This is a genomic window from Rossellomorea marisflavi, assembly GCF_022170785.1.
Taxonomy (GTDB): Bacteria; Bacillota; Bacilli; order Bacillales; family Bacillaceae_B; genus Rossellomorea; species Rossellomorea marisflavi_B.
In genome coordinates this window covers 3075524-3088768 of sequence record NZ_CP081870.1, presented here as the reverse complement: position 1 = coordinate 3088768, position 13245 = coordinate 3075524, and the positions used below count along the sequence as shown (strand labels likewise).

Genomic DNA, 13245 nt, shown 5'->3' with positions numbered 1-13245 from the left:
GAACCTTGCCAGATCAACGTTTGCTATCATCTCTCCTTCATTCTTCTCTATTCTCATTTTTTAAAAAATTGAGAATATATTATATTTATACTATAATGGAAATGTCATTTCATTCACAAGGGGGATATCTCGATGAAAGTGGAAGCGCTACCAGTAACGAAGGGGGATTATAATCTCGCAGATTATGATCAAGCATATGAATCATTTGATTGGAAAGAGGTAGAGAAGGAATTTTCATGGTCAGAAACCGGCCGGGTCAATTTGGCTCATGAAGCCATCGACCGTCATGCGGATACCCACCGTAAAAATAAGGTGGCCCTGTACTACCGGGATCCTGAGCGGAATGAAAAATATACGTTTGCCGATATGAAAAAGCTGTCCAACCAGGCAGCGAATGTACTGAAGAACTTCGGGGATGTAGAAAAAGGGGACCGGGTGTTCATCTTCATGCCACGGTCACCTGAATTATATTTCAGCATCCTGGGTGCCATCAAGCTCGGTGCCATTGTCGGTCCCTTATTCGAAGCCTTCATGGAAGGGGCGGTCAGGGATCGTCTCGAGGACAGCGGAGCCAAGGTGCTCGTCACCACCCCGGAACTCCTTGAGCGGGTACCGGTGGATGAGCTTCCTGAACTGAAGCACGTATTCCTCATAGGGGATGGGGTGAAGGAAGATGATGTGCACATCGACTTCATGGCGAAGTTCAAGGACGCCTCCAAGAAACTCTCCGTCGAGTGGGTGGACAGGGAGGATGGATTGATCCTTCACTATACATCAGGTTCAACGGGGAAACCGAAAGGCGTGCTTCATGTCCATAATGCCATGCTCCAGCACTATCAAACTTCGAAATGGGTCCTCGACCTTCAGGAGGAAGATGTGTACTGGTGCACGGCTGATCCAGGCTGGGTGACAGGGACATCGTACGGAATCTTCGGTCCGTGGCTCGCCGGTGCCTCGAATGTCATCGTCGGTGGCCGCTTCAAACCCGAGCACTGGTACAAAACGATTGAAGACTACGGTGTCACTGTATGGTACAGCGCCCCGACTGCATTCCGCATGCTCATGGGGGCGGGGGATGAGATCGTGAAGCAATTCGACCTTGGTTCCCTCCGTCACATCCTGAGCGTCGGGGAACCCCTCAATCCGGAAGTGGTCCGATGGGGGATGAAGGTGTTCAACCTACGCATCCATGATACGTGGTGGATGACGGAAACGGGTGGTCAGCTCATCTGCAACTACCCGAGCATCGAAGTCAAGCCGGGTTCCATGGGCAAGCCGTTCCCTGGTGTGAAAGCGGCGATCGTCGATGATCAGGGGAACGAACTGCCTCCGAACCGGATGGGGAATCTGGCCATCAAAAAAGGCTGGCCGTCCATGATGCGTCAGATCTGGAATAACCCGCAGAAATATGATTCCTACTTCATGCCGGGTGACTGGTACGTATCGGGAGACTCCGCCTACATGGATGAAGAAGGATACTTCTGGTTCCAGGGCCGTGTCGATGATGTGATCATGACGTCGGGTGAGCGCGTCGGTCCGTTCGAAGTGGAGAGCAAACTCGTAGAGCATCCGGCAGTGGCGGAAGCCGGGGTGATCGGCAAGCCCGATCCGGTCCGCGGGGAAATCATCAAGGCGTTCATCGCCCTCCGCGACGGGTATGAGATCAGTGATGAGCTGAAGGAAGAAATCCGCACCTTCGTCAAAAAGGGACTCGCAGCCCACGCAGCACCCCGTGAAATCGAGTTCCGGGATAAGCTTCCGAAGACCAGGAGCGGTAAGATCATGAGGCGCGTCCTGAAAGCATGGGAGCTTGATCTCCCGACCGGTGACCTCAGTACGATGGAAGATTGAATAGAAGAAAGGCCCCCTCATCCTGGATGAGGGGGCCTTTCTTTATTCGTCTGCCGGCTTATCGGGTTCGGCAGGGGGATCTGGTTTTTCTTCAGCCGGCGGATCAGGGGAGTCATCTGATTGACCATCATCCGTCTCTGACTCTTCCGGCTTTTTCGGTTCATCCGGTTTGTCCGGCTTTTTCTCTTCCGGTTTAGCGTTCGTCGGTTTTGCCTTCGGCTTCGAACTGCCGATCTGGACCGTGTTGGATGGCTTGGATTCTTTTCCGGCCACATCGACGGCCACGACATAGTAAGAACCATTCCCTACGCCTGCTGATTGACTGCCACCGGACTTGACGCTTGCCACCTTCTTACCTGAAGAACTGTAAACCCGGTAGCCGACCACATCACTGCTTCCGGACGATGTCCAGGAAACGGAGCTGCCGCCTGCGGAGGCTTTCACTCCTCCAGGGGCCTGTCCATCATCCGACAGTTTATTCTCGGCGACGAGGACGTTCTTGAAGCGGGCGTCTCCGTCTGGGATGAGCTTGCTGGCATCCCCCGGTACCTTGCCGAAGATCCTCTTGACAAAGTCCGGATTCAGGATGACCCCCTGATCGGCGAACTCGTCCGGAGTTTCCGGTAAGGCCATATACTTCTTGCCACCTGCGACGACGTACTTGCTCATGACGAGGCTGTCGTCGGTCTTGGTCGGCACGTATTTGGCATTGAACAGATCGGTCTTCACAAGGCCTGCTTTGCTACAGGCTTCTGAAGGAAGCATGCCCGAGATTGAACAGTACGAACGTTTTACGATCCCGTCCGGTTCCTTGAACGATTCGTCGGGATCGATCAGCTTCGGATCAAGGTCCCGCGTGTCATTCAGCAGATGGGCCCAGAGGCGGATCGTACGTTGTCCATAATGGCCATAGATGGCATCGGAATCAGGTGTCTTCAGTGGAGAAGGCTGATCATATCCAAACCAGGTGCCGAATGTGATGCTCGGATTGGATGCAACGAACCATGAATCATGGTAATCCTGACTTGTGCCCGATTTTCCTGCCCAGTCGGAGGAGAAATTCAGGAACTGCTTGGCATATCGTCCTGTCCCAAGGCTGTAATCCAATGTATCCCTCATCATATCCAAGGTCAGATAGGCGGTCTGAGGGCTGAAGACGTCGACCGGCTTCGATTTATGCTCATAAACCGTTTCACCATTGGAATCCTCGATTTTCTCGATCATATAAGCATCAATAAACTTTCCGCCGTTTGCGAAGGTGGTATAGGCATTCACGTTTTCTTCCACCGTCACTCCCTGGGAAGCAGCACCCAAGGTAAGGGCAAGGTTGTTATCCCGCTTGGTTAGGGAGTCGAAGCCCATTTTCATCAGGAATTGATTGAACGGATCTCGGTCATAAATATTGATGTAATTCCGTGCAGCCGAGATATTCAAGGATTCGGCAAGGGCGTAGCGTGCCGGGTACAGCCCCTTCTCATTGAAGGAGTAATTCTTCGGTGACCAGGCTGCTCCGCTCCCGCTTGCCGCGGAGAATTCCACATCAGGAATCGGTGTTCCTGGCGAAATCGTCCCATATTCAAGGGCCGGTGCGTAAGAGAGGAGAGGTTTCATCGTCGAACCGTTGGAACGAAGGGATTGGGTGGCATGGTTGGTCTGCTCAAGCTTGAAGTCCCTACCGCCCACGAAACTGATGATCCGTCCGCTCTTATTCTCGATCATGATGGCGCCGACTTGGACGGGTTCTTCCACGGTTTCTTCTTTTCCTGTCTCTTCATTGGTCACGGTTTTCGTTTTGGTGACCCCGTACATATTGTATTCGTCTTTCGTTTTTTGCATCTGATCGTATATCTTTTTGTTGATCGTCGAATGGATCTTGTATCCACCGGAGCGGATCTTACGGTCAGCCTGGATTTTGTATTCCTTCGTCAGCTTATCGCTATTTTCCAAGTCTTCTTTCGAATAGCCGTCCTTTTCGGCAAGGACCTCCGTCAGGATATCGATGGAGCGGCTTTCAAGTTCAGCCATGAGCCAAGGATACTTTTCCTGAGGCGTTTTCTTTTTCTTGATGAAATCTTTCTTTAGATCATAAGCGACCGCTTCATCATATTGTTTCTTCGTAATGTATCCTTCGCGATGCATCCGGAACAGAACGGTGTTTTTCCGCTTCAATCCAGCTTCCAGGTCTTCCTTCAGCTCACCCCGATTGGTATAGGGCGTGTAGGTGAAAGGCGCTTGTGGGAGCCCTGCGATGAAGGCGGCTTGCGGAAGGGAAAGATCTTTTGCTTTCACACCGAAGATCCCCTCGGCGGCAGTCTCGACGCCGGCAATATTCTGACCGGATGAATTCCGGCCAAGAGTGGCCATATTGAGGTAGGCCTCGAGGATCTCTTTTTTGTCGAAGAACCGCTCCAGTCTCATGGCAAGGAGGATTTCTTTTGCCTTCCGTTCGAAGGATACTTCATTCGTAAGGATCTGGTTTTTGATGAGCTGCTGGGTGAGTGTGCTTCCGCCTGATTGAGTGGAGGAATTGGTGAATTCCTGCATCACGGCCCGCACGATCGCTTTCGGTACTACTCCGTCATGCTCTTCAAAGTACTCATCCTCCGTTGCGATGACCGCATGCTGCAGATCCACCGATACATCCTTCAGCTTCACTTCTTCCCGCTCGAGGTCGGTACGGAGCTTTCCGAGATATACCTCATCGGCAAAGTAGAGCTGGGAGGTTTCTTCATAGTTATAGATATCATCTTTCATTTCTTCATAGGGGCGCAGAGGCTCGTCTTTGACCAGGGAGGCAAAGTAGCCGGCCCCGACTCCCCCGGCGAAGGCAAAGCCGAGGACGGCTGTGACCATGATGATCAGTAGCAGGTTCCACAGCACGCCATATGTAATCCGGGTCCGTTTTTGAAATCTCGGACTCCTGAATGGTCTCAGTACAGGATCTATTTTATCGAGAAATAATTTCCATTTTTCGTTCATTTATTCATCCCCTCCAGAACATTCCCATTATAGCATAATAGGGTGAATGCGGTCGGAAAAAGTGGAAAAAAGTCTGACGGCTGGAGGGGCAGTCGTTGACTATTCTCGCGGAATATGATAAAAACCATATAGAGTGATTGAAATGTGATACGCAATGATGGGAATAAGTAGTTTGTGTACTCCGTAACGTCCAGAGAGCCGATGGGTGGTGAAAATCGGCACGGCACGCAGACGAATTACCTCCCGGAGCTTTTGTTGTGAACCCAAGTAGCAGCAAACGGTAAGAGCCGTTATTTCAAAAGAGTGAAGGACAGCTTTGTCCTTAATTTGGGTGGTACCGCGCGAACAGCGTCCCTGCATATTTGTGCAGGGGCTTTTTTTATGCGCTAAACGATAAGGAGGAATGGAAAAATGGAATTATTGAAGGATTTGGACTGGAGGGGCATCACGTACCAGCAGACGGATGCCGAAGGACTGGAGAAACAATTGGAGAAGGAAAGCATTTCGATCTACTGCGGGATCGATCCGACGGCAGACAGCATGCATATCGGTCATCTTCTGCCGTTCCTGACGCTGCGCCGCTTCCAGAATGCTGGGCATCGCCCCCTTGTGCTTGTCGGTGGAGCCACGGGTCTCATCGGGGATCCGAGCGGAAAAAGCGAAGAACGCAAGCTTCAGACCGTTGAAGCAATTCAGGAAAATGTTGCATGCATCAAGGTGCAGCTTGAAAGCATCTTCGACTTCCAAGGTGAAAATGGAGCCGTGATGGTGAATAACTATGATTGGATCGGATCCATGGATGTGGTGACCTTCCTTCGAGACTTCGGAAAGAATGTCGGTGTCAACTACATGCTTGCCAAAGACACGATCTCATCCCGTCTTGAGTCCGGGATTTCATTCACGGAATTCACCTACACGATTCTTCAGGCGATGGACTTCAATCACCTGTATGATCACTACAACTGCAAGCTTCAAATCGGAGGAAGCGACCAGTGGGGGAATATCACAACCGGTCTTGAAATGATCCGCAAAACGCATGATGAGGAAACGAAGGCATTCGGATTCACCATCCCCCTTGTTACAAAAGCGGACGGAACGAAATTCGGGAAAACCGAAAGCGGTGCGATCTGGCTCGATCCGAAAAAGACATCACCGTACGAGTTCTACCAGTTCTGGATCAACACGGCGGATGCCGATGTGGTGAAATACCTGAAGTACTTCACCTTCCTCTCTCATGAGGAGATTGATGCGCTTGCTCAATCCGTTGAAACAGAGCCTCATCTGCGTAAAGCTCAAAAAGCCCTCGGTGAAGAAATGACCAAGATGATTCACGGTGAAGAGGCCCTGGACCAGGCGATCCGGATCTCAGCGGCATTGTTCAGCGGCGACATCAAATCCCTATCTGCGGCTGAAATCCTTGAAGGCTTCAAGGACGTCCCGACGGTGGAAGCGTCAGCTTCTGAGGAGCTCGGTCTTGTCGACCTCCTCGTCGATGCGAAGATCTCCCCATCGAAACGCCAAGCGCGTGAAGATGTCGGCAATGGTGCGATCTACATCAACGGTGAACGCACGACGGATTTTCAGCACGTCATGGGGGCAGAGGATAAAATCGAAAACAAATTCACCATCATCCGGAGAGGGAAGAAGAAATACTTCCGTATCCAGTATGTGTGAATGAACGAAAGGTAATGTGAAAAAGGACTTCCCGGGATGGGAAGTCCTTTTTGCGTCATCGGACATTACGACAGCCACGCCGCGATCGTATCACTATATTCAACGATGGCCAGTGCAGCGCCCAATGAGACGGACGAGCCGATCATCCAGATTGCCGTGCGTTTCTTCTGGCGTGGATTGAGCTTTTTGTCGTTCATGACAGAGCACAACACCGTCGAAAGCAAAATCAACGCTACACAAATCCATAGAGTCATTGCATCACCTCCGATAGGGACGAGTCATAACCATCAATAGGAAATGATGGTTTCAACTGGAATCACCTCGTTTTATTTTAGCACACACCAATCGAGCGGAGGGGAAAAGGAGTGAACGCATCGATTGTTCTGCTGTGAATCCGAAGCATGGGACCGTATCGCCACACTTCGATGATCTGTTTCCTCCAGTTGAAAAATTTCTTAGAAGGTACCCTTTCTTGCAGGCAGAACCTATATATAAGATAGGAGATCAGGTGGATGGGGGATGCAAGAATGCAGTCATGACGATCGGTGGAGACGCGCGGAAAAGATGTCAGAGAAGGATTTATTTTCTTCCTTACAAATCTCAACGCTAGATCCTACTGGAACACCTTGTGAAATGGATGTGAAAGACTTATGAAATGGTTGTGAAAGAGAGGTGGAATGAAGGTGGAAACATAAAGAAGAACTTAAAGATCTTAAAGATCTTAAAGATTGTGAAGAAGGAAAAGATGATGATATGTGCGCGAGGCTTAGGGCTGCAGGGACGGTGGACATGAAGACGTTGAAGAACCGGAAGTGGATCATGAGCTGTCAGCCATGGTGGAAGAAGAGGGATCCGGTAGTGGGGATGCATAGGGTAGCGGAAGCGTGCTGGAAGAGGTGATTATTTGCATAGCACTACACTGTGGATTCTCCTCCGATGACGTTTTCCGAACAGAAAAAAACCCCTGAAACGTTGAGAACAACATTCCAAGGGTTTTTGCTTGCTCATTAACGAGAGTAGAACTCAACGATAAGAGCTTCATTGATTTCAGCTGGTAGTTCAGAACGCTCAGGAACGCGTGTGAATGTACCTTCAAGCTTGTCAGCATCGAAAGTAAGGAATTCAGGAACAAAGCTGTTCACTTCCATCGCTTCTTTGATGATGTCAAGGTTGCGTGATTTTTCACGAACTGAGATGACTTGTCCTGGTAGTACGCGGAAAGATGGGATATCTACGCGTGAACCATTCACTGTTACGTGACCGTGGTTGACAAGCTGACGAGCTTGACGACGAGTACGTGCAAGACCAAGACGGTATACAACGTTATCAAGACGGCACTCAAGTAGCGCCATGAAGTTTTCACCGTGCTTACCTTGTAGTTTGCCAGCTTGATCGAACAAGTTGCGGAATTGACGCTCAGTTACTCCGTACATGTGACGAAGTTTTTGTTTCTCTTGAAGTTGAAGACCATACTCAGAGATTTTTTTACGTTGGTTAGGACCATGTTGTCCTGGAGCGTAAGGACGCTTTTCTAGTTCTTTACCCGTTCCGCTTAGAGAGATTCCAAGACGACGGGATAGTTTCCAGCTTGGGCCAGTATATCGAGCCATGAATGACTCCTCCTTTATTGTTTTTATTTTGTTGTAAAATAAAAACACCTATGAACAGCCAATATGTGCATTTTGTTTTCATGTACCTTCGCCCTAGCAGCAGCGGGTTACGAGATACACCTCATGGTAAGAGGAACAAAATACGGTCATAAGGGACTTCACTGAAGCTGCATTATTTTACACAAAGAATATTATATGATGCGGAGTGTCAGAAGTCAAGGAGGGATTTGGACCTATCCAAAAACCCATCATACCTGAAGATCAATCTAGTCCATAAGTCACTTACTATGCTATAATGACGTTTATAGAAAAGTACGAACGTCGTCCACAAAAGGGGAGATGGCAAGTATCTCCCGATCGGTGCCCCTTCGTCTCGGAGGGGTCAATGGGTATTGTTTTCTGATTTTTTAGTTATCTGATATCGGGAAGTGAGTATGGCGGCGGATTGTCGGTCCATTAGCCGCCATTGCCGCTCCCGGCTGTTGCTACAGCGTTACAAGACAAACCTTTGGTGTGGGTGAGGGGAAAAATGACTGACAACGAAGTACTATTAACGTATAAATCAAATCTTTTCGACTTGATCTATGATGGGGAACCATCTACTTATATAGAAAGATGGCTCGGGATCATGGGAGAGTCTTGGAACGCAGAGCGGGTACATCTGTATATCCATTCGGATGATTCCTATCTACTATATGGTTCCGGGGAGGCAGGGGATGTGCCCCTCTCCATCATGGGGGAGGAAATCCGGTATAGGAATCCTTTTTCGATCAGCTATGAAGGGCCCCATGTTGGAATCCGCGATGGGCTCGCTTTCGCGGATCATCAGGGAGGCGGCTCCCTTTTGCTTTTTTGGATTGGTGGAATAAAAGTGGACCGTGCGCTTCTGAAGCAGATATGGGAGGTGAGCAATCGCTTCCTATTGCATACGAGTGCGATCAAGACCGTGCATGAAGATGAACGCAGGTATAGGGAGTTGTTCAACGTGACGGAGATTTTCCATTCCACCAGGGATGTGAGGAAGCTCCTTGTTGTGACGATGGATACCCTGAAGCGCGTTTTCCCTCAAGACGTGTTCACGTTGCTCCTGGCGAATGACCCCGTTGGGAATGAAGCTCATTCGATCCGTCACTTTGATTTGGACAAAGCGAATGAAGCCTCCATGCATGTGTTTGTCAGCGGTGAAATGAAATGCTGGGGAGAGCATGTCCTCTATGCGCCCCTCAAAGGGACACAAGGGATCTACGGGGTACTGGAAGTGAAGCTCAATCCCACGTCGCCGCTGAGTGATCATAAAAAGGAATTTGTGAAGCTACTGGCCTATACGGCGGGAAGTGCCCTTGAAAATGCAAAACTTTACGAACAATCAAGAAAAGTCATTTCAGATCTTCAGCTGATCAATGAAACCTCCCATCAGTTGAACTTGAATCTGAGAATGTCGGACACCCTCCAGTTTTTAAGGAAGCAAGTGGAGAAATCCTTCCAGACAGAAGATATCGGCTTTGTCCTGTTTGAAGACGGAGCTGTTATGATCTCGGAGGAAAGCTCGGATCTGTTCAGTCTTCCATCTGGGAAACGGTATGTGGAATTTGTCCACGAAAGGATGCAAGAGAACAGGGAAGCCATCTTCATCGGTGAGATGAACGAACAGGTGGGGGATGGAGAAGCTTTTTCTTCCCTGATGGCGGTTCCGATGATGCATGATGGAAGCCTCCTGGGATTCTGCCTTGTCCTTCACCGGGATGCTTATCGTTTCTCGTTCGACATGTATAAGCTGTTTCAATCCTTCATCCATCATTCCACCCTTGCCATCACGAATGCAAGGCTTCGGGAGAAATTGGAGGAGTTGGTCATCACTGATCAGATGACCAATCTATACGCAAGGGCCTATCTTGGAGAAAAGATGGATGCTTCTATAGAACAGGATGATCACGGCACCCTGCTTCTTGTCGATATCGATGATTTCAAATCGATCAATGACCGGTTCGGTCACCAGGTTGGTGATGAAGTGCTCGTACAGGTGGCGGATCTGATGAAGGAAGTGGTGGGGGAAAGCGGCTATGTTGCCCGGTGGGGCGGCGAAGAATTGGCCGTTTATCTCCCTTCTGTCGAACAATCCATCGGTGCGTTGATCGGAAGGGCCCTCGTTGAAGGAATTTCGGAAAAGACTTCTCCCAGGGTGACCCTTTCTTGCGGAGTGGCCTCGTGGCACCGCAAACGTTCTGCGGTCACGGTGGAAAAGCTTGTGAAGCGGGCGGATGAAGCACTCTATATCGCCAAGAATAATGGGAAGAACCAGGTGGTCCTTGAAGATCGATCCACATATGCATGAAAGCCCGCCGGAATTCCGGCGGGCTTTTTCGTATGATGGGTGCATCTCCCCGAATGAGCGTACACGAGGAGGTGGTGACTAACGATTGAGGGGAAGAAGAGTACTATTCTTACTTTAGCACATTAGTGTAAACGCTTTCTTTTTGACGCTATTTCGCATATTCTAGAAGTATAGACAGAGGAGGGATAGGGAGAAATGAAAGAACGTAAACGATTTGAGACCAGGGTCATTCATGAGGGCTATTCTTCGGTGGAGCATTCGGACAGTCTTGCTCCGCCGCTTTATCAGACATCCACCTATACATTTCAAACGGCAAAGCAGGGGGAAAGGCGCTTTGCAGGGGATGAGGATGGATATATATATTCAAGACTCGGGAATCCGACGGTGTCGATCCTTGAGGAGCGGATGGCTTCTTTGGAGGGCGGTGAAGCGGCGCTTGCATTCGGTTCGGGGATGGCGGCGGTTTCAGCTGTGCTGTTTTCATTGACAAAGGCAGGCGACCATATCGTATGCTCACAAGGGGTGTACGGATGCACGTTCGGATTGTTGGAGCTGATGGAAGAGAAATTTGGGATAAGCCATGATTTTTCTCCAATGGACACGGAGGAGGAAATACGCTCGAAGCTTACGGACCGGACGACTTGCATCTATGTAGAGACGCCGATCAACCCGACGATGCAGCTGATCGATCTGGAGCTTGTTTCTTCGATCGCAAAGGAAAAAGGAATTCCAGTGGTGGTGGACAATACCTTTTGCTCGCCTTACCTTCAACGCCCGCTTGAATTTGGCTGCGATCTGGTCATCCACAGTGCCACCAAGTATATCGGCGGGCATGGGGATGTGATAGCGGGGATCGTCGTGGGGGATCAGGAACGGATGTCAACGATCCGCATGACCACCCAAAAGGATATCGGCGGCATCATCTCCCCCTTTGATGCGTGGCTCCTGCTGCGGGGATTGAAGACCCTGGCCGTGAGGATGGACCGCCACTGTGAGAGTGCCTCAAAAGTGGCAGAGCAGCTTAAGCACCATCCACTGGTGGAAACGGTCATCTTCCCGGGACAGGTGGAGCATCCACAGCATCACATCATGACCAAGCAGATGAAAAAGCCGGGTGGGATGATTTCGTTTACCATCAAGGGATGCAAGGAAGACGCGCAGAGGCTCATGGATGAGCTGAAGATGATCAAGATCGCCGTCAGCCTCGGTGATGCCGAAACCCTTATCCAGCATCCGGCAACGATGACGCATGCGGTGGTACCGGAAGAGATGCGTGAGAAGATGGGGATCTCCGATACGCTCCTCCGACTTTCAGTAGGGCTGGAAGCTTATGAAGATATCTGGGAGGATCTTGAGAACGCACTGAATCAGATAGGATAAGAAAAAGGAGGGTAGCCGGATCGGCTCCCTCCTTTTTCTATCTTATTAAACGTGACGGACGAGTTCTTCCACAAAGCGTTCAAGATGACGTTGATCTTCTTCGTCGAATCGGGCTTTTTCAGGGCTGTCGATATCAAGGACGCCGATCAGCTTGTCATCCTTTACGATCGGTACGACGATTTCTGATTGTGAAGCGGCATCGCAGGCGATATGTCCGGGAAATGCATGGACATCCTCGACAAGCATCGTTTTCCGTTCCGATGCAGCCGTGCCACAAACACCTTTGCCAAGCGGGATGCGCACACATGCAGGCAGTCCCTGGAATGGGCCGAGGACGAGTTGATTGCTTTCTTCTTCGTAGAGATAGAAGCCTACCCAATTGGTGCGGTCGAGAAATTGATTCAACAGCGCAGAAGCGTTGCTGAGGTTCGCAATGACATTCGGCTCTCCTTCAAGCAGAGCGCTCAGCTGTTTGGTGACGAGTGTGTACCCTTTATCTTTTGAATCCTCATATTTTTCTACTTTAAACAACACAAACTCCCCCTATTCTACACGAATTGATCCGTCCGCACCCCATTTCCCCTTCACTCGATGGATTATGTCGATAAGTAAAAGGAGGGAATCGGCCGCGATGGACGAATACATGTTGTAACGCTGAAGGTCCCTATACGGGATCCTCACGAACGTATTGAATCAGTTTTAGCATATTTCCAAGAAATCTTCAATCCATTCCGTTCTCTACCGGCCAATCAAACGAAACGAGGGATTCGAATGAAGAAGCTTATAAGTACAAAAGATGCGATTTTTGCTGCTGCTGTTTCATTATTCAATGACCATGGATTCGATGGTACGTCTGTCAGGGATATCGCCGGCAAGGCCGATGTCAACCCTGCGACGATCTCCTATTATTTTAAAGGGAAGCAGGGGCTTCTCGAAGCATGCTTCACGCATTTCTTTGAACCCTATCTCCGTTTTTTGGAGGAGGAGACCGCTGCCCTTCCATACATCGATGCTGAAGTGTGCCTGAAACGTGCCGTCTACAAGCTCCTCAAATTCCAAAGCGAGAACCATCAGCTCACCCGGTTCATCTGGAGGGAAGTGTCCATCGATTCCCAGGTCGTAAGGGAGATCATCGCTTCCTATCTTATGAAGGAGCGATTCTACTTGAAGTGCCTGTTTGAAAAGGGGATGATGGATCACTCATTCAAGAAGCAGCCGGTGAATTTCCTCATCATTCAGCTGAAATCCATGCTGACCTTTCCGTTTCTGAACAGCCAGCAATTGAGGGAAGTATGGCAGCTTTTTCCGCAGGAATTCTATTTTGTTGACCATTACTATCAGCAGATCGATCAGTGGATCAGGCTCATGCTTGTTGAACAGAGGAATGAACCATTCGAAAAAGAGATGCTCGTCTGAGAT

Annotated in this window: 10 protein-coding genes and 1 other annotated feature; of the genes, 6 read left to right on the top strand and 4 right to left on the bottom strand. The window is 49.7% G+C overall.

Annotated features, from left to right (window positions below; all coding sequences use genetic code 11):
• The first annotated feature begins 132 nt into the window (after positions 1-132).
• On the top strand, positions 133-1851 hold the full coding sequence (acsA, locus tag K6T23_RS16120; protein ID WP_238281748.1) for an acetate--CoA ligase: 1719 nt from the start codon (positions 133-135) through the stop codon (positions 1849-1851).
• Positions 1852-1893: 42 nt separating this feature from the next.
• On the opposite strand, the gene K6T23_RS16115 is transcribed toward acsA, so the two are convergent.
• On the bottom strand, positions 1894-4830 hold the full coding sequence (locus tag K6T23_RS16115) for a transglycosylase domain-containing protein (protein WP_238281745.1): 2937 nt from the start codon (positions 4828-4830) through the stop codon (positions 1894-1896).
• Between the two features lie 145 nt (positions 4831-4975).
• Positions 4976-5189: a binding site (T-box leader), on the top strand.
• 52 nt (positions 5190-5241) lie between these two features.
• On the opposite strand from K6T23_RS16115, the gene tyrS reads away from it, so the two are divergent.
• Positions 5242-6504, top strand: a complete 1263-nt coding sequence (tyrS, locus tag K6T23_RS16110) for a tyrosine--tRNA ligase (RefSeq protein ID WP_238281744.1) — start codon at positions 5242-5244, stop codon at positions 6502-6504.
• Between the two features lie 65 nt (positions 6505-6569).
• On the opposite strand, the gene K6T23_RS16105 is transcribed toward tyrS, so the two are convergent.
• The gene (locus tag K6T23_RS16105) at positions 6570-6716 is read right to left on the bottom strand and encodes a hypothetical protein (protein WP_238281742.1); all 147 of its coding nucleotides are present in this window, start codon (positions 6714-6716) and stop codon (positions 6570-6572) included.
• A gap of 541 nt (positions 6717-7257) precedes the next feature.
• On the opposite strand from K6T23_RS16105, the gene K6T23_RS16100 reads away from it, so the two are divergent.
• The gene (locus tag K6T23_RS16100; RefSeq protein ID WP_238281740.1) at positions 7258-7404 is read left to right on the top strand and encodes a hypothetical protein; all 147 of its coding nucleotides are present in this window, start codon (positions 7258-7260) and stop codon (positions 7402-7404) included.
• 107 nt (positions 7405-7511) lie between these two features.
• Here the strand turns inward: K6T23_RS16100 and rpsD are convergent, their stop codons facing one another.
• Positions 7512-8114 carry a 30S ribosomal protein S4 gene (gene rpsD, locus K6T23_RS16095; protein WP_048007445.1) on the bottom strand — a complete coding sequence of 201 codons (603 nt, stop codon included), beginning with the start codon at positions 8112-8114 and terminating at the stop codon, positions 7512-7514.
• A 529-nt stretch (positions 8115-8643) separates the two neighbouring features.
• Here rpsD and K6T23_RS16090 point away from each other — a divergent pair.
• Both K6T23_RS16090 and megL read left to right on the top strand, forming a co-directional pair.
• Entirely contained in the window at positions 8644-10446 is a 1803-nt protein-coding gene (locus K6T23_RS16090; protein ID WP_238281737.1) for a sensor domain-containing diguanylate cyclase, read from the top strand.
• 195 nt (positions 10447-10641) lie between these two features.
• Positions 10642-11826, top strand: a complete 1185-nt coding sequence (gene megL / locus K6T23_RS16085; protein WP_238281734.1) for a methionine gamma-lyase — start codon at positions 10642-10644, stop codon at positions 11824-11826.
• 45 nt (positions 11827-11871) lie between these two features.
• Here megL and K6T23_RS16080 read toward each other — a convergent pair whose 3' ends face one another.
• Positions 11872-12357, bottom strand: coding sequence for a GAF domain-containing protein (locus K6T23_RS16080; RefSeq protein WP_056534883.1), 486 nt, complete (start codon positions 12355-12357; stop codon positions 11872-11874).
• A 240-nt stretch (positions 12358-12597) separates the two neighbouring features.
• Between K6T23_RS16080 and refZ the strand changes: the two genes are divergently transcribed.
• Positions 12598-13242 (top strand): forespore capture DNA-binding protein RefZ, encoded by a 645-nt coding sequence (gene refZ, locus K6T23_RS16075; RefSeq protein WP_053426326.1) that lies wholly within the window; start codon positions 12598-12600, stop codon positions 13240-13242.
• The last annotated feature ends 3 nt before the right edge of the window (positions 13243-13245 follow it).